General features: G+C 47.9%; 17 protein-coding genes. 7 read left to right on the plus strand and 10 right to left on the minus strand.

Features of this window, described 5'->3' with window-relative positions:
* Positions 1-25 precede the first annotated feature (25 nt).
* Complete coding sequence (locus AC27G9_RS05470; protein WP_487071823.1) at positions 26-277, plus strand: hypothetical protein; 252 nt, start codon at positions 26-28, stop codon at positions 275-277.
* 41 nt (positions 278-318) lie between these two features.
* Here AC27G9_RS05470 and fabB read toward each other — a convergent pair whose 3' ends face one another.
* A complete protein-coding gene (gene fabB / locus AC27G9_RS05475; protein ID WP_487071825.1) occupies positions 319-1,533 on the minus strand; it encodes a beta-ketoacyl-ACP synthase I in 1,215 nt (404 codons plus the stop codon).
* A gap of 172 nt (positions 1,534-1,705) precedes the next feature.
* On the opposite strand from fabB, the gene mnmC reads away from it, so the two are divergent.
* The gene (gene mnmC / locus AC27G9_RS05480; RefSeq protein WP_487071827.1) at positions 1,706-3,715 is read left to right on the plus strand and encodes a bifunctional tRNA (5-methylaminomethyl-2-thiouridine)(34)-methyltransferase MnmC2/FAD-dependent 5-carboxymethylaminomethyl-2-thiouridine(34) oxidoreductase MnmC1; all 2,010 of its coding nucleotides are present in this window, start codon (positions 1,706-1,708) and stop codon (positions 3,713-3,715) included.
* Positions 3,716-3,829: 114 nt separating this feature from the next.
* On the opposite strand, the gene AC27G9_RS05485 is transcribed toward mnmC, so the two are convergent.
* From AC27G9_RS05485 to AC27G9_RS05510, 6 genes are all read right to left on the minus strand, one after another.
* A complete protein-coding gene (locus AC27G9_RS05485; protein ID WP_487071829.1) occupies positions 3,830-4,546 on the minus strand; it encodes a FlgO family outer membrane protein in 717 nt (238 codons plus the stop codon).
* Between the two features lie 2 nt (positions 4,547-4,548).
* Entirely contained in the window at positions 4,549-5,292 is a 744-nt protein-coding gene (locus AC27G9_RS05490) for a FlgO family outer membrane protein (protein ID WP_487071831.1), read from the minus strand.
* Between the two features lie 4 nt (positions 5,293-5,296).
* Positions 5,297-5,920 (minus strand): FlgO family outer membrane protein, encoded by a 624-nt coding sequence (locus AC27G9_RS05495; protein WP_487071833.1) that lies wholly within the window; start codon positions 5,918-5,920, stop codon positions 5,297-5,299.
* A gap of 164 nt (positions 5,921-6,084) precedes the next feature.
* Positions 6,085-6,381 carry a YfcL family protein gene (locus tag AC27G9_RS05500; RefSeq protein WP_487071835.1) on the minus strand — a complete coding sequence of 99 codons (297 nt, stop codon included), beginning with the start codon at positions 6,379-6,381 and terminating at the stop codon, positions 6,085-6,087.
* Positions 6,382-6,398: 17 nt separating this feature from the next.
* Positions 6,399-7,532, minus strand: coding sequence for an ATP-NAD kinase family protein (locus AC27G9_RS05505; RefSeq protein WP_487071837.1), 1,134 nt, complete (start codon positions 7,530-7,532; stop codon positions 6,399-6,401).
* Positions 7,525-8,103 carry an elongation factor P hydroxylase gene (locus tag AC27G9_RS05510; RefSeq protein ID WP_487071839.1) on the minus strand — a complete coding sequence of 193 codons (579 nt, stop codon included), beginning with the start codon at positions 8,101-8,103 and terminating at the stop codon, positions 7,525-7,527. Before AC27G9_RS05510 ends, AC27G9_RS05505 begins: the two co-directional genes overlap by 8 nt.
* 184 nt (positions 8,104-8,287) lie before the next feature.
* Between AC27G9_RS05510 and trxC the strand changes: the two genes are divergently transcribed.
* The 4 genes from trxC to AC27G9_RS05530 all read left to right on the plus strand — a co-directional run bounded on the left by trxC (position 8,288) and on the right by AC27G9_RS05530 (position 11,098).
* The gene (gene trxC / locus AC27G9_RS05515; RefSeq protein ID WP_487071841.1) at positions 8,288-8,707 is read left to right on the plus strand and encodes a thioredoxin TrxC; all 420 of its coding nucleotides are present in this window, start codon (positions 8,288-8,290) and stop codon (positions 8,705-8,707) included.
* 141 nt (positions 8,708-8,848) lie between these two features.
* The gene (locus AC27G9_RS05520) at positions 8,849-9,553 is read left to right on the plus strand and encodes a DUF8198 family protein (RefSeq protein WP_487071843.1); all 705 of its coding nucleotides are present in this window, start codon (positions 8,849-8,851) and stop codon (positions 9,551-9,553) included.
* On the plus strand, positions 9,546-9,998 hold the full coding sequence (locus tag AC27G9_RS05525; protein WP_487071845.1) for an acyl-CoA thioesterase: 453 nt from the start codon (positions 9,546-9,548) through the stop codon (positions 9,996-9,998). The genes AC27G9_RS05520 and AC27G9_RS05525 overlap by 8 nt, the downstream gene beginning before the upstream one ends.
* A complete protein-coding gene (locus tag AC27G9_RS05530) occupies positions 9,995-11,098 on the plus strand; it encodes a retropepsin-like aspartic protease family protein (protein WP_487071847.1) in 1,104 nt (367 codons plus the stop codon). Before AC27G9_RS05525 ends, AC27G9_RS05530 begins: the two co-directional genes overlap by 4 nt.
* A gap of 22 nt (positions 11,099-11,120) precedes the next feature.
* Here the strand turns inward: AC27G9_RS05530 and AC27G9_RS05535 are convergent, their stop codons facing one another.
* Both AC27G9_RS05535 and AC27G9_RS05540 read right to left on the minus strand, forming a co-directional pair.
* Entirely contained in the window at positions 11,121-13,157 is a 2,037-nt protein-coding gene (locus tag AC27G9_RS05535; RefSeq protein WP_487071849.1) for an oxidoreductase, read from the minus strand.
* A 17-nt stretch (positions 13,158-13,174) separates the two neighbouring features.
* Positions 13,175-14,035, minus strand: a complete 861-nt coding sequence (locus AC27G9_RS05540; RefSeq protein WP_487071851.1) for a crotonase/enoyl-CoA hydratase family protein — start codon at positions 14,033-14,035, stop codon at positions 13,175-13,177.
* A 116-nt stretch (positions 14,036-14,151) separates the two neighbouring features.
* Between AC27G9_RS05540 and AC27G9_RS05545 the strand changes: the two genes are divergently transcribed.
* Positions 14,152-14,757: a TetR/AcrR family transcriptional regulator gene (locus AC27G9_RS05545; RefSeq protein ID WP_487071853.1), complete on the plus strand. Its 606-nt coding sequence runs from the start codon at positions 14,152-14,154 to the stop codon at positions 14,755-14,757.
* Here the strand turns inward: AC27G9_RS05545 and AC27G9_RS05550 are convergent.
* Positions 14,738-16,372, minus strand: a complete 1,635-nt coding sequence (locus AC27G9_RS05550; RefSeq protein ID WP_487071855.1) for a GMC family oxidoreductase — start codon at positions 16,370-16,372, stop codon at positions 14,738-14,740. The genes AC27G9_RS05545 and AC27G9_RS05550 overlap by 20 nt on opposite strands.
* Positions 16,373-16,629 lie beyond the last annotated feature (257 nt).

Consider the following 16,629-nt stretch of genomic DNA (forward strand, 5'->3'; position numbering starts at 1 on the left):
CAGCATGTAGTTCAGGGAAATGAATATGCCAAAAATTACTGTAATAACATTAGCAACTGTCAGCTTGTTGTTTAGTGCCAGTTTAGTCGCTGGATTTACCCCGTCGTCAAGCTCATGTGACGGCATAGAGAAGCGAATTAGGCTAATCGAAAAAGCCCTGAGAGGCGGTACCACGTTGATACAAGAGCAAGAGCTTGAAGCGGAATTACTGTCACTTAAGCAGCAAAAAGATGAATGTGAAAACACTGATCATCTGGTTGCACAGAAAAACAATTAAAAAACGCGCCATCTAGGCGCGTTTTTCTTAACGACTATTACTTACTTTTGATAGCGCTGAAATACTAACGTTGAGTTAGTACCACCAAAACCAAAACTGTTCGACATAACCGTGTTCAACGTAGCGTCTCTGCGCGCTGTGACAATATCTAGGCCCTGTGCAGCTTCGTCTAATGTATCGATGTTAATTGACGGAGCAATGAAGTTGTTTTCCATCATTAATAAACTATAAATGGCTTCATTAACACCAGCCGCTCCCAGTGCGTGACCAGTCATGGCTTTAGTTGCACTGATTGGCACGGCTTTATCACCAAATACGGTTTGAATAGCCGCAAGCTCTTTCACGTCGCCCACAGGCGTAGATGTACCATGCGTATTGAGGTAGTCGATTGGCGCGTCGACGCCTTGCATTGCCATTTGCATACAACGAACCGCACCTTCTCCCGACGGTGCAACCATGTCATAACCGTCAGACGTGGCACCGTAGCCAACCACTTCGCCATAAATCTTAGCGCCGCGGGCCAATGCGTGTTCAAGTTCTTCAACAACAACCATACCGCCGCCTGCAGAGCTGACAAAACCATCGCGGTTTGCGTCATAGGTTCTTGATGCCAATTCAGGCGTATCATTGTACTTGCTCGACAATGCCCCCATTGCATCAAACTGGCTCGACAAGGCCCAGTGCAATTCTTCACCGCCACCGGCAAATACCACATCTTGTTTGCCCAATTGGATTAACTCCAGCGCATTACCAATACAGTGCGCACTTGTCGCACAAGCTGAAGCGATAGAGTAATTGACACCTAAGATTTTGAAAGGTGTCGCCAAGCATGCAGACACGGTTGAAGCCATGCAACGAGGAACCATGTAAGGACCTACACGCTTAACGCCTTTTTCTCGTAGAACGTCAGCAGACAATACCTGATTTTCTGATGATGCACCGCCAGAACCAGCGATGATTCCCGTACGAGGGTTAGACACATCAGCCGGCTCTAGGCCTGAGTCTTCAATGGCTTGTTGCATAGCGACATAGGCGTAACCTGCAGCATCACCCATGAAGCGCATGGCTTTGCGGTCAATGTGCTCTTTTAAATCAATATTAACATCACCCCAAACCTGACTTCTCAGTCCCATTTCCGCGAACTGTTCAGAACGAGTGATACCAGACTTACCTTCCTGCAAGGCAGCAAGTACTTCTTGTTTATTTACACCGATACTAGATACGATACCCAGACCTGTGATGACTGCTCTTTTCATATTTTACCCTTTATTGCGTGGGGCTTATGGTAACCATTTTATCGACAAAACTGGTCTGCTCTTTTTATCTTACCCACAATTCAGCGTACAAGTGTACACTATCCACACTGTAACATGAGGAGTACAATAAGCCCCATAGGCAAAATGACAAATTCACGAAAGGTTCATCCACTTGAAATCTCCAGCCGCTCAGGTGCACTTTAACGAGCAAGGCACCCCAGTAGCCAATCACTTTGACGACGTTTATTTCTCCAACGATAGCGGTATCGATGAAACCCTCCATGTATTTATCGAGGGCAATGATCTCGAGGCACGTTGGCAACAGCATAGCGAATCTCATTTCACTATCGCCGAGACAGGTTTTGGCACTGGCCTCAATTGCATGGTGGCTATGCTCGCGTTTGAACGCTTTCGAGCCCGTAACCCCGCGCACCCACTGAAACAGCTATACATCACTAGTTGTGAAAAATTCCCGTTGGCACCCGACGTTATCGAACGAGCACTCAGTGTGTTTCCTTCTGTTTCAGGGCTGTCACAAACGTTGCTCAAGCAATATCCCATCAATATTAGCGGCTGTCATCGTTTGTCGTTCGATAAATGGTCGACTGTTATCGATATTTGGCTCGGTGATGTACACGATGTTATGCCGCAATGGCACTCCCCTAGCGATGGCTTGATCGATGCCTGGTTTTTAGATGGATTTGCGCCGAGTAAAAATCCGGACATGTGGTCTGATACGTTGTTTTCACAAATGGCAAGATTATCGAAACCCGGTGCGACGCTAGCAACCTTTACCGCTGCAGGCTTTGTGAAGCGAGGGTTGCAGAGCGTTGGTTTTACTATGAAAAAGCGCAAAGGGTTTGGTCGCAAACGCGATATGCTAACGGGCCAAATGGCCGCTTGTCAGCTCAATCGTCAAAATGCGCCTTGCTATAATCGATATACAAAGCAAGTTTCGGTTACTGATGTCGCGATTGTGGGTGGTGGCTTGGCGTCAGCCTGCGTAGCCCTCGCGCTCACGAACAAAGGTGTCAGGGTAACGCTGTATCACGACACCGATACATTGGCTAACGGCGCGTCAGGTAACCCTCAAGGTGGCTTCTACCCGCAACTGCACGCCGAAGCGAGTCACCCAAGTCAAATTCAAGCCCACGGCTTCCTCTTTGCCAGACGAGTTTACGATAGCCTGCTTGCCAACGATGCGAATTTCTCACACCAATGGTGTGGTGTGGCTCAACTTGGGTTTAACGATGCATCAGAAGCACGTTTAAACAAGTTAGCTCAGGCAGGCATTTGGCCCTCGGAGCTGATAGAACCCAAATCGAAAAGTGAATTGGAGCAAATCGCCAATGTCGAATTGCAATGCAGTGGCGCTTTCATCAAACTTGGCGGCTGGTTATCCCCGCCGGAACTGGTTGCAAGTATTGTGAACCAATCGTTAAAGAGCGGATTGTTACAGGTAAAACCTAATCACCGCTTGCTCGATTACGCTGACCAAAGCGATGGCGTTAGGCTTGAGTTTTGCGACCGCACGCCGACAACGCACGAGCATCTGATTCTCGCCTGCGGCCATGAATCGAAATTATTGTCCAAATTGCAAAGTTTACCAATGAATGCCGTTAGAGGTCAGGTAGAGGCGATTCCTAGCCAACCGCCACTCGACGCACTAGAGACAGTATTGTGTCACAAAGGATATTTGACACCGGGCGCAAATGGTCGCCATGCACTGGGTTCTACCTATGTCAAACGCGATATGTCGTGTGATGTTAGAAAAGAAGAGTCAAACGCTAACCTGAGCACCCACCAAAAGGCATTGAGCAAGGTCGACTGGGTTAACGCGTTGCAGCATGATGGCAAAGCGCGGGCGGCGATCAGGCTCGGTGCCCCCGATCACCAACCGATAGTTGGCCGTGCCCCCGACTATGCTGAACTCAGTGTCACATTAAAGCCGCTATCCAAAGGTATTGGCTTACACCGTACTTTCCCACCAGCACCATCCAATGTCAGTGTTTTCACGGGCCTTGGTTCACGTGGGTTAACGACGGCTCCGTTAATGGCCGAAGTCCTCGCCTCTGAGCTGGTGAAATGCCCTTTGCCGATGCCCGAAACGCTGTTGCACGCGCTGCATCCATCACGATTTATCGTACGAGATGCCATTCGAGGAAAATTGGATGACAACTAAGTCGTATTGGTCCTGACGGTTCGAGTCTCGATTATCACAACACTTTGTCGTTGTGACACGAACGTTATCTGACGTACAACGCTAGAATTCAGCCGCTACCCTTTGGGGAAACGGCTAATGGGCTTCGTTCAACGACGCTGACATCTCGTTGTTCAATGACGTCACGACAAAAGCAGGAATGAATAAACTCGCGCTTGCCACAATACGTTTGTTCTCAACAGAAATCATTCGAGCGTTGAGGTTTACGCCTCTGGGGTGCTCGGTTATTGTCCCCGTCACGATATGGTCCATTGCAACGGTATTCGCTAATTCTCTGCCTTTTCGGCTCATCGCGATATCGCCGTAGGGCGTCACCGTCAATGCGTTTGCCAATTTAAAGTCGACAACAGCCAAACCAAAGTCTTGTAGTTCGGTCATCAAGTATTCGGCCATTTGATTGCCCAAAATTGTTGGCTCTTGAAGGTTCTTATTGAGCCTGACAAAACTCGCTACGCCAATGAGTTCTTGTCGTTTAAGCTGATTTGCGTTGTCCATCAGCTCCATGGCCAACTGGCTGGCATAATCATTCAACAGTTTGTGGGTACGCATGGGCGTAAAGCCGCTAGGTAACGGGTCTCGATACCCACTACCCTGCTCTTCATTGAGTGCTTGTTGGTGGAGAAAATCACGCGAGTCAGGTCGGTATACTAGGCCACTTTGTTCTGCCGGCTTCACTACTTCCGGCACTGACATTTCCTCGCCGTCTTCATCAACCCAATAGGCCCAGTCCTGTGTCATTGATGCACAACCTGAAAGCCCTACGCTTAACATCAGCAGCCCGAGATACTTCATACTTAACCCTTAGTTAGCTTTACGCCATCACGCATGCCTGCACGTTGGCTATCACTCGGAATCAGAGCATCTACAACGTAAAATGGCACCAAAGTTTGCGCGCTAGCAACGACAGCCCGAGACTCAATACCTAGGATGCGAGCATTAACCAGAAAACCGCCTTGGTGCTTGGTCATAGTGCCAGTTAACACGTATTCCAAAGGTAGGCTGCTGTTGAGTTCTAAGTAATCTCTCGACAGTAAAAAGTCACCCGCATCCGTCACGCGAATGTAGTCTGTGGCTTTGTAATCGATCACTGGTATACGAAATTTATGTAGCTCGTGTACAAAAGATTCAGCCATCTGTTGGCCAAGCAGGTTGGTGGCCTGTAAGTCAGAGTCCAACAGTGCAAAATGCGTCACGGCAACCGGCGTTTTGTCCGATACATATTCCATATTGGAAATCAGATCTTGGGTCATATTTTTTACATAGTCGCCTATGTGCTTAGTCAAGGGGCGTCCCTTGTATGCCCCCTGAACACTGCTGTACAGAGGTGGTTGACCAATTGCGCCAAAGTTATCGACGCCTTCTTCATTTTCACCTTGAACAGGTTCAACGGGCTCTCCGACCGCAGCAATATCAACGATGTTAAGTGCACCCGCATTTGAAGGTGTCGACTTCGATTGCTCAGGCGGGTTGTAACTGACACAGCCCGTTAGCGCTGCGACTAGCGATACTGCAGCGGTAAATTTGAGTTGTTGTCGCATCCGGTTACCCCTTCTTCTCTGTTCTATATATCATGCCGCCACGGCTAGTAACTTGCTCTTTCTGCCAAAACAAATCTTCTGGAAAAAATCGCGTAGCGGCAGCAACAATATCTTTTGTTCTCGCGTTAATGACTCTAACGTTGACCACAGCGCCGGCTTCTTGATAAACCATAGTGCCGGTAATGTAATAGTCGACTCTTTCAACACCTGAAAGAGAATCGATGTCACGCGTTAACACGCGATCTGCTTGGTCACTTAACTTTATATCGTTCGATAACTTAAACTCTTGAGCAGTAAAGCCGCGTTTTGTTGCTTCGGTGATTAACCCTTGCTCAAGTTGATGGCCCAGTAACATTAGCGGATGTTGATTTTTTGGGTCGAAAGCCATGGTATCGACAGGGACAAAGCCCACAACGGCATACCTAGCTTGCCTGGCAGGTCGCATTCCAGCAAACAATTCGTTGGCCAAAACATGCGTGTGATATTCAACGTTGCCAAGTGCAGGAATGGGTAATCCCGAGGAGACTTCTGCACTAGATGGCGCATTGTTTTTGCTTGCACACCCAAGCATCAAACAAACAGATATAAGGCCAGTGGCCAGAAACTTCACTTTGTATGGTAATACCATGAGAATCACGTGAGCCTAATTTAGTTAACTGCACTCACATCGCAAGAAACGTACCAATAGGCTAGCTGGGTTGACGCCCTTTGAATCAGTAGGCCAAGTACACATGATTGGGGCAATAGCGGCAAAACCTTACCTTTTGCCCACATGTTTCAAAGCGATAACGGTTACAGATTGCCGCTCAATTTTTTCCATAGTGCAGAAACATGGATTTGGTCTTCTGACTCAAGCTCTCCAGCCTCAAATGCGCGGTTCAGACTGGCTTGCATAATATCGTTCAATTTTTCCAACGTCGCCTCGTCGTCCATCTCAAGCCGTTTAGATTCGACGGCAAAATGGCCTTGTAAGTAACTGGCAACAAAGAGTTCGTCATCGCTACCGTGATCAACAACGGCATCCAGCGCTTGTTCAATCTGATGGATTGCGTCGAGATAAACACGTGGTGCGAGGGGTTCGGTATTCATAAGTTTCCTAACATTGTTTAGAGCGCGGGATACAAGACTTTGTCGTTGTAACCGGTTATCACAGAAAATTGGCCCGCCAGCATCTCATCTAATTTTTCATCGGACGTATCGAGCCGCAAAGGTTTGCCTGCGAGGCCGTTTAATTTATTTTTAGTCGCGACAATGAGTATGTTTTCTTTGCCAACTTCGCGAATGAGATCTGGGCTAATTTGCTGATTTCCACGACCGAATATATGCCCTTGCCCCCCGATGACAGTTATCACCAATTTCACGGGTGCTGTTTTTGCAATCTCAATCAAATCGTTTGCTGTCGCATCAGATTTTACCACCTCGCCACGGTAGACGACGTCGACACCAAGCAAGGTATTTTGCAATCCGAGTTCTTCCATTATCGAGGCGACCGTTGAGCCAGACCCCATGACAAAATAAGTGTCTTCTTCATCGTCCATCACATTCGTGATGTGTGCAGCGATATCCATAAGCACCAATTCTTCACTTTCTTTACCCCCGGCTTTGACAGCCTGAATGTAGGTCAATTCATTTGGCACCCGCATTTCACCGAAGGGTTTCGCAATCACTTTTCCTTGGCGAAATGCCGTTTCATCAATATCTCTGACTTCTGCGTCGATTTCGCTTACCAAATCGCCGTTGACCATTGATTTCAGTACTTCGCCTGCCGCGGGTGGGCTAACGGCATAGACACCAGAATGGATTTTACACCCTGCCGGCACGCCTAAAACAGGTACCCGTTGTTCAACAATATGGCAAACATTACGTGCGGTACCGTCGCCTCCGGCAAATAGCAATAAATCGATATCGTGTTTGAGAATCTCGCGTACAGCATTTTCGGTATCGATCGCTTCGGTTTGTGATGAGGCAGAGGAATAGACGACTTGCGTCGATAAGCCTAACTCACGACACACGTATTCTCCCATTTCTCTGGACGCGGTCACTACCGATATCGAATCTGCTGCGTCATAAATTTTGTTCAAAGCACGGCGCATTTTGTCATTCGCGAGTTTTTTTGCACCTGCCGCTAGGGCCTGCTCTCGAATTGCCTCGCCGTCACTGCCTTTTAATGCGAGTGCTCCACCAATGCCTGCAAACGGATTGATCACAATACCGAGCTTAAATTTGCGAGGGTTATCCATCTTTTGCCATCTCCAATGTAGAGAATGTGAGGGGCGACGTGCCAAAATGCCTTTCTAACGCCTTAATAAATCGTGCTGCTCTCGGAGGAAAGCCATGTTGCAACATGTCCAGAAGTTTTGATTTAACCGCTTGCGTGAAAGCGAATCGGTCGGGCTCTACACCATTGAGGTTATCAGTACTCACTTGAAATACTCGACCTGCAGCGTGGGTCAACGCCCATTCAATTGCCTGAGGTTTGATTTCTACCTTTTCAAACTCTGCTTGCTGCTCCTCATCACGGCCATCTGGGCAATACCAATAGCCATAGTCTTCGAGTTGACGACGCCTCTCCCCAGCTACACACCAATGCGCTATCTCATGCAATGCACTAGAGAAAAATCCATGAGCAAATACAATCTGCGCGTAAGGTTTACCCTGGCCTGCGGGCAGATAAATAGGCTCGTGCTCCCCTCGTATCAATTTGGTGTTGAATTCTTGGTAGAAGGTATCAGCAAATAAATCAATCAACGCACAAACATCAGGATCTGGGCGTTCAGATGGGCAACTCAATGGTACGACTCGACTCAACATCAATCACTTGCTAACGGAGAAAATTGGTGGCGCATTTTATCAGCTTCTGACCTGCGAATCGACTCATCGTTATACCCAATTTTCAATCAGAGCAACCTACCACTTTGCTCCAACTCTTGAAAATTTAGCAGGACGCGCCCACATTATTCGACATGATGTCAGCGCAATCACAAGGGTAATCTTCATGCATATCGTTTGTCACCACTGCGGTGCGATAAACCGAATACCACAAGGCAAAAAGGCCAATGAGGCCACCTGTGGCAAATGTAAACAGCAGGTACTCGGCGCCGCACCGTTGGAAGTCAATGGCAGTCAACTGGCTCGGCACATCCAAAAAAATGACTTGCCGATTGTCGTCGACTTTTGGGCTCCTTGGTGTGGCCCCTGTCTGCAATTTGCTCCCACCTTTACTCAAGTGGCAGAACAGCTGCACGGTCAAATGTTGTTTTTAAAAGTCGACACGCAAGCGCAACAAATGGCTGCGGCTGAACACAACATTCGCTCCATCCCCACACTGGCTAAGTGTATCAATGGCAGAGAAATCGACAGACTGTCAGGGGCTTTACCCGCCAATCAGTTCGTACAGTGGTTAAACCAAAGCTAATTATTTATTGGGTTTGTTGCATTTGACTTGGCATGTTTTATTCGAGAAAGCTCAACACATCGCGGTAAATTCCGCGGCTCAACTTGAATAAAAGTGTTTTTTTCGACAAGCTACACCCACCCTGATGCACGATGGAGTCACATGAGCACATCAGACAAAATTATCGGTCATTTACATGCGGTTAATGCCAAGCGAGACCTCGCAGACAAGATGGGGCTGCTTGATGAGATAGGTCATTTGCAACAGTGGCAATGTGAGCGGCTGCTCGCAAGTCATGCCGATTTAGCGTCGCAACAAAAATACCAGTTGGCTATGGCATTTTTTGTCGAAGAGCTGTACGGCCCTAAAGACTTTAGTCAGCGCGATGCAGACCTCGCTCGTGTGATACCCAAATTGGCGAAAGTCTTACCGCAAAAAGCCATGTTGGCACTCGACGAGGCGCTTGCACTTAATGCGCTGTCGTTTGATTTGGATATGGATTTGGCGCTTCGTTTGAGAGGCCAAGAATTGAATCGTGAAACCTACGCCAACGCATACCGCGACAGTGACGAACAGCAAAAACGCGCCAAACAAATAGACATCATCACAAATTTAGGTGCACAGCTCGCCGATGTCGTGAACATTTCAGGTATCAGCATGCTCATAAAGTTAGCGCGCAGACCGGCAAAAATTGCTGGGCTTCTCGCTTTGCATGAATTTTTAGAACGCGGATTTAACGCCTTTAAAGCGTTGGGTGATGTGCACAATTTTATTGACCCCGTCGTGTGCCGCGAACGCGACATTATGCACACCCTCTTCAATCGTGATGTTGATTTAGAAACGGATAACCCATTGCCCCATGTCTGAAGCATATCCTTGGCGTTATGACGCCCCCCATACCCTGTTGTGGACAATAGAATCAAGCCATATTGATCACTATAACCATGTTAACAATGGAGCCTATGTCAACCAAATCGAGGCATTAGCTTGGGCACACTCCAACGCGTTGGGCTTGCGATTCGAGGATTATCAAGACCACGACCGAGGCATGGTCATCCGTCGTCATGAAATTGATTACCTGCTGCCCTGCCATTTAGGTGATTCGCTGATTTGTGGTACCTGGATAACCCATTGTGACAACAAGCTCAATTTGTCTCGACAATTTGAGTTTTATTGTACCCGCAGACAGCAAAAAGTGTTTGCTGCCAAAACTGACTTCATTTGCGTCAGCTTGTCCACGGGAGCACCAAAACGTATGCCTGAAAAATTCAGAGACATCTATGGCAGTGCTTGTATCGAGCCAGTCCAGTGAGAACGGCTATCTTGCTATTGAGTGTTGCTCTACTCGCTTCCTTAGCGGGCAACGTTTTATTGTGGCAGGCTCTCTCATTCTCCCAATCACAGCAAATGTCGCCAAGCCCCTCAAATCAGCATCAACCGAATCTCAATGCGTCTGCGTCTGAAACCGCACCTCAAGAAGAGGTAGCCGCTGAAAGCTCACCTGTCACCAGCACAGGTCAAATTTCTGCATGGATTGAATCGAATCAACTCGATTTAGCGCGTTTAGGCTTGGCAGAACAACTGAAAAACGATCCAAACAATATTGAACTTCTGCTACTCGAAGCCGAATACATCGTCAAAACCGAACCCTTGTCCGAAGGGCTAATCTACTATTTTGAGCTGCTCGAAAGGCCAATATCCAGCACTCAAAGGCAGACGATTGAAGGTATCATCGATACCACGCTAACAACTGCGATATCACAATTGAAAAGCACTGCTGAATGGGATTTATTGGCGCAATTCCTAGAACCTTTGTTTCAACGCATGCCAACCCATCGTGACTTCGTATTGAATCTGGCTGAAGCCTATGGCCAACAAGCTAAATTTACCTTGATGGAAGATATTTTAGCGACACTGCCAAACAGTGACTCGGGTGCCAATGCCATTCGAAATCGCGTTTATGTTGCACAAAACAATCAAGAGAGCGAGCCAACTCAAGCACGTGTGACTGACCCCGACACCACTAGAATACCTTTGGAATACGACAACAACCGATACGCAACATATGTTGAAATCAATGGTATATATGCTCAACTACTAATAGACACTGGCGCAACGACGAGTGCCATTTCAGCTCAACAATTTGCCAAACTTTCTCGGCGCTCCGGCTATGAATTTGTCGGTGTATTTAATGTCAATACTGCTGGCGGCCGCGTCCGAGCGAGAATGGTAAAAGTCGATGAATTTGCCCTTGGCCCATTCGTCATTAATGATGTGTCGTTACTGGTACTGCCCACGGATACCTTGACGGATGTGGACGGTTTATTGGGGATGAACGTGTTAAAACTGTTTGATTTTTCAATTGATCAAGCAGCGACAACCTTAAATCTACGTGCTCGAAACACTCAGTAGTGTCGAGCACGTAGGGCAAAGGCTAAAGTTGAGCCGCTAAACGCGTTCCCTGATCAATGGCTCGTTTTGCGTCGAGTTCGGCCGCCTCGTCTGCACCACCAATCAGATGGCAATTTGCCGTTACTTGCTCGGCTAGTTCTTTGAGGGGTTCTTGTCCTGCGCAGATAATCACGTTGTCGACTTCAAGCACTTGTGATTCGCCATTCACGGTAATGTGCAAGCCAGCATCGTCAATCTTGTCATAGCTTGCACCAGCGATCATATTGACGCCCTTCATCAACAAGCCAGCTTTATGTGCCCAACCTGTCGTTTTGCCCAATCCCGCACCGACTTTTGTTGTCTTGCGCTGCAGTAAAACAATTTCACGAGGGGAAGGTTCTGGCTGAGGTCTCATTCCTTCTATTCCGCCACGGGCCTCAAGGTTCATGTCTATTCCCCACTCCTTCATAAAGGCGGGGATATCCTGACTCGGTGTAACTTTGCCGTGAGATAAGTATTCCGCTGTATCGAACCCTATGCCGCCAGCACCAATAATCGCGACTTTTTGGCCAACAGGCTTCTTGTACTTCAAGACATCGAGGTAGCTCAATACCTTGTCGTGCTCTACGCCGTCAATAGGAGGCGTACGCGGCACAATCCCTGTTGCTAGGATAACTTCATCAAATTCGCCATTATTAAGTGTTTCTGCATCGACACGGGTGTTCAAACGCAAATCCACTTTGTGAATCTCAATTTGTTTTCCAAAATAGCGGAGAGTCTCGTAGAACTCCTCTTTGCCTGGCACTTGCTTAGCAATGTTAAATTGGCCACCTATCTCGTCAGCAGCATCAAACAAGGTCACTTTATGCCCGCGAGATGCAGCTGTAGTAGCCGCGGCTAAACCAGCAGGCCCAGCGCCAACAACGGCGATGTGTTTCGGGTTTTCTGTTGGCGTGATCACCAATTGCAATTCGTGACACGCTCTTGGATTAACTAGACAACTGGTTAGTTGACCGTTGAAAACATGGTCCAAACACGCTTGGTTACAACCGATACAAGTGTTGATTTCATCGGCGCGATTTTGTTGTGCTTTTCGCACAAACTCAGCATCGGCAAGGAATGGACGAGCCATGGAGACCATATCCGCATCACCGCGTGATAATACTTCTTCTGCCACCTCTGGTGTGTTAATTCGATTAGACGTAATAACAGGAATGGACAAGGCATCGCGGAATTTTGCGGTCACCCAGGTGAACGCCGCACGGGGCACTTTTGTCGCAATAGTGGGAATACGCGCCTCATGCCAACCGATACCCGTGTTAATAATGGTTGCGCCCGCTTTTTCAATCGCTTGGCCCAAGGTGACAATCTCGTCGTAGCTCGAGCCTCCTTCCACTAAGTCCAGCATAGACAGGCGGTAGATGATGATAAAGTTAGTTCCGACGGCTTCTCGTACACGGCGCACAACTTCAATAGGCAAGCGGATGCGATTTTGATAGTCACCACCCCACTCATCATCGCGATGGTTGGTGCGCTGTGCGATAAATTGGTTTAAGAAGTAACCTTCTGATCCCATGATCTCGACACCGTCGTAGCCTGCGCGCTGGGCTTGCAAAGAGGTGTTGACGAAATCTTCGATCTGTTTGTCAATCTCTTCAGACGTTAACTCTCGTGGTTTAAAGGGGTTAATCGGCGCTTGGACTGCCGATGGCGCGACTAGGTTTGGGTTGTAGGCATAGCGGCCAGTGTGCAAAATTTGCATACAAATTTTACCACCAGCCATATGCACTGCATCTGTCACTTCTTTGTGATTTGAGACCGCTTCATCCGAATCAAGACGCTTGGTAATTTCATGGGTAGACCCCTCATCATTTGGGCCAATTCCCCCAGTGACAATAAGGCCAACGCCGCCTTTGGCACGCTCTGCATAAAATGCCGCCATATGCTTATGGCCTTTGGGCATCTCTTCCAGCCCGGTGTGCATTGATCCCATAAGGACGCGGTTTTTTAATTCAGTAAAACCCAAATCTAATGGACGGAACAGATGTGGATATGCGGGATGTTCAGTGTAGGTTGTCATTTTCGGTCCTGACTCATTTATTTATGGTTGAGTTGCTGCATACGGCTCGGCCCGCCGAGCAGATCGTCGAATTGGGGAACAGTGCCTGATTCCTGAGCCCCCATAGCAGCTTGAATGTCTGCCATTTGGAATAATCCGGTTTGCCACGTCGCCATATATTCTAGACTATCGGCGACACTGTGATCGCGACTGTAGTTGATATGTTGTTTACAACCAGCGACCGCAACCGGTGAATGTGCTGCGATTTGTCGAGCAATCGCCATCACCCCATCTAGCATAGCTTGTTTATCGGCAAATACTTGGTTGACGAACCCACACGACTGCGCCTCTGATGCCGCCATGTTTCGGGCGGTGTAGGCCAATTCTTTGACCAAACCCATTGGCATTAAATGGCCCATTCGCTGCAATGTTCCAAGGTCTGCCGTCATACCGATAGCAGTTTCCTTAATCGTAAAAAAGGCATCCTCAGTGCAATAGCGCATGTCGCATGCACATACCATATCGACGGCTCCGCCTATCACGCCACCTTGAACGGCTGCGAGTACAGGGATTCTGACACTTTCCAGAACGTTAAAGCTGTCTTGTAATTCCAGCACCAAGCGACGCAGCTTTTCTGCGCGTCTTGCGGGTTCTTGATCGTAGTCTTTCGCCATGGCTCGGAAAACAGACAAATCCATGCCTGCGCTGAAATGGCGACCTTGCGACGAAATAACGATAACTCTGGCCTTTGCAGACTCGTCAATTTGTCGAATGGCGTGTGGGAGCTCGTGCCAAAACTCTGGGATCATACTGTTGAGCTTCTCTGGTCTTGATAACTCAACATGGGCAATGTGATTGTCGATAGAAACGTCTAACGTGGTGTAGCTAAATTCCGCCATGAATCACCTATATTGTTAACAATTTTGCAAACTAGACAGCGTCAAGATAAAAGTTAATATTGACACTGTCAAGATAAACCTTACCCTAGGGTGGAGTCGTCAAAAGAATGTGTGTTATGAGTAAGACCCAACAGCCCTATCACCACGGAGATTTGCGTGCAACGCTGCTGAACGCGGCAAAACAACGGTTAGAGTCTCAAGGCATTGAGGGGTTATCACTGCGTAAAATTGCTGAAGACGCAGGGGTATCTCGCACCGCGCCCTATCATCACTTCAAAGACAAAAACGCATTGTTAAGCGCCATTGCAGCGGAAGGCTTTGAACAATGGCACAGAGAAGCGCAAATCATATTTGACGATGAGTCGTTAACGCCGGAAGAGAGGCTCAAGCGATTTATTCGAGGTTATGTTGGCTACGCAGACCGCCATCCTCAAATGTACGAGTTAATGTTTGGCCGCACCATTTGGAAATCCGGAGAACCAACAGCTGACCTAAAGGCCGTGGCCTTCCCGTCCTTTCAGTTTCAAGTCACGATGACCAAAACCTGGCAAGCCCAAGGATTGTTGCCACAAGACCAAGATACCCTGCGCCTTGCACAAGTTACTTGGAGTACGTTGCATGGTATTGCGAGGTTGCTGATTGATGGTATCTATGCCGACAGCAGCCACATCGATGCTATGTGTGACTGCGCGGCACAGCTTTTTATGCGGCGCCCTGATTAAGGCCCGACTGTTTGTTTCTGATAAACTCCACCGCTCTTTCGGCAATCATTACCGTTGGCGCATTGGTGTTGCCGCCGATAAGTGTTGGCATAACTGACGCATCAACGACTCTCAAGCCACTAATACCGTGAACGTTTAACTCGTTATCAACAACCGCCATTGGGTCTGTTGCCAATCCCATTTTGCACGTTCCGATTGGATGGTAAATACTCTCGGATTTCTCGCGAATAAACTCGAGAATTTCCTCGTCTGTTTGTGCTTCCTCACCGGGCAGCACCTCATGACCATTGAACCCATCAAAATTGGATGACGCTAGTATTTGACGAGCCATACGCACCCCTTCGATCATGATTTTTTGGTCATCAGGATGGCTTAAGTAATTTGGTTGAATCATCGCGTGATCAGCTGGGTGGTTGCTTTGCAGGCGGATTGTTCCGCGGCTTTTCGGATACAGGCAACAAACATGAAGCCCATAGCCATATCCAAATTGCATGCTACGGCCATGGTCTTCTAAAATCGCCGGTAAGAAGTGAAATTGAATATCAGGCCCTTTGTCAGCAAGGCTCGATTTTACAAACCCACCCGCTTCCGCGATGTTTGACGAGAAGATTCCACCTCGTTTAAACAGATATTGACCTGTCGCCTTTACATACTGTGGTAAGGCAGAGGCTGCGACGGCGTAGCCTTCATGTGCCTTGCAATGATGCTGGACGATGGCATCAAGATGGTCTTGCAAGTTCTCACCGACACCCGGTAGTTCGTGTTGTACATGCACGCCAACATCTTCCAGGTGCTCTCTAGGGCCAATGCCAGAAAGCATAAGCAGTTGCGGCGAGTTTATCGCGCCACCGCACAGAATAACCTCATGGGACGCTTCAAGGCGTTTCACTTTGCCTTTGATACGAACTTGGATCCCTTGTGCGCATTTATTTTTCAAAATTATACGCTCAGCCATTACACCAGTCATGACGGTAAGGTTTTGTCGATGTAACGCGGGTTTTAGGTATCCTTTAGCTGTCGAACAACGTTGCCCTCCAACTTGGGTAACTTGGTAATAACCCAGCCCTTCGCGCTCGTCTCGATTAAAGTCTTCCAGAATGGCTAAACCAACACTACCTGCACTATCGACGAATGCTTGTGACAATACGCTGGTATGACGCAAATCATCCACGTTCAGTGGGCCGCCTACCCCATGGTATTCGTCTGCGCCTCGCGTTTGGTTCTCTGCACGCTTAAAGTATGGCAATACGGCATTAAAAGACCAGCCTTCGGCCCCCAGGGCCTCCCATTCGTCGTAATCCTCTTTTTGCCCACGTATATAACACATGGCATTGACCGAACTACTACCGCCAAGTGTTTTCCCTCTTGGCCAAAACAGTTCCCTATCATTAAGTTCTGGTTGTGGTTCCGTGTTGTAACCCCAACCTATGCCGTCAAAGCGTGATAATAACGACAAACCGAAGGGGATGTGGATCAGAGGATTGCGGTCTCGACTGCCCGCTTCAACCAAACAAACCGACACCGCGGGGTTTTCAGACAGTCTCGCAGCGATTACTGCACCAGCAGAGCCGCCACCCACGACGATGTAATCGAACTGTTCACTTGGTTCTTGCACTGACTTCTCCTCGGCGGTTATACACTATGTCATCAGATGTCATACCAGTTTAACAAACTAGGCTTTATTTCGTTAGTCCACTTTTACATTTATTTTACATTTAGAATCAATGATTTAATCTAACTATTGAGAAAATTGATAGTTGATGCATTTACGATCGAGGTTAATGCAGAACACTTTTTGTTCAATAAGACACTGCCCTTTGACATCTTGTGCGAAAATCCGCTTAATAGCACAACACAGCTGATATAAAGCGA

This window comes from Alteromonas sp. 5NS40-0096 (genome assembly GCF_057544385.1).

Bases quoted from the DNA above. Each gene is read 5' to 3' on its own strand.
- AC27G9_RS05470 (WP_487071823.1), top strand. From the start codon at position 26: ATGCCAAAAATTACTGTAATAACATTAGCAACTGTCAGCTTGTTGTTT.
- fabB (WP_487071825.1), bottom strand. From the start codon at position 1,533: ATGAAAAGAGCAGTCATCACAGGTCTGGGTATCGTATCTAGTATCGGT.
- AC27G9_RS05485 (WP_487071829.1), bottom strand. From the start codon at position 4,546: ATGAAGTATCTCGGGCTGCTGATGTTAAGCGTAGGGCTTTCAGGTTGT.
- AC27G9_RS05490 (WP_487071831.1), bottom strand. From the start codon at position 5,292: ATGCGACAACAACTCAAATTTACCGCTGCAGTATCGCTAGTCGCAGCG.
- AC27G9_RS05495 (WP_487071833.1), bottom strand. From the start codon at position 5,920: ATGGTATTACCATACAAAGTGAAGTTTCTGGCCACTGGCCTTATATCT.
- AC27G9_RS05500 (WP_487071835.1), bottom strand. From the start codon at position 6,381: ATGAATACCGAACCCCTCGCACCACGTGTTTATCTCGACGCAATCCAT.
- AC27G9_RS05505 (WP_487071837.1), bottom strand. From the start codon at position 7,532: ATGGATAACCCTCGCAAATTTAAGCTCGGTATTGTGATCAATCCGTTT.
- AC27G9_RS05510 (WP_487071839.1), bottom strand. From the start codon at position 8,103: ATGTTGAGTCGAGTCGTACCATTGAGTTGCCCATCTGAACGCCCAGAT.
- trxC (WP_487071841.1), top strand. From the start codon at position 8,288: ATGCATATCGTTTGTCACCACTGCGGTGCGATAAACCGAATACCACAA.
- AC27G9_RS05520 (WP_487071843.1), top strand. From the start codon at position 8,849: ATGAGCACATCAGACAAAATTATCGGTCATTTACATGCGGTTAATGCC.
- AC27G9_RS05525 (WP_487071845.1), top strand. From the start codon at position 9,546: ATGTCTGAAGCATATCCTTGGCGTTATGACGCCCCCCATACCCTGTTG.
- AC27G9_RS05535 (WP_487071849.1), bottom strand. From the start codon at position 13,157: ATGACAACCTACACTGAACATCCCGCATATCCACATCTGTTCCGTCCA.
- AC27G9_RS05540 (WP_487071851.1), bottom strand. From the start codon at position 14,035: ATGGCGGAATTTAGCTACACCACGTTAGACGTTTCTATCGACAATCAC.
- AC27G9_RS05545 (WP_487071853.1), top strand. From the start codon at position 14,152: ATGAGTAAGACCCAACAGCCCTATCACCACGGAGATTTGCGTGCAACG.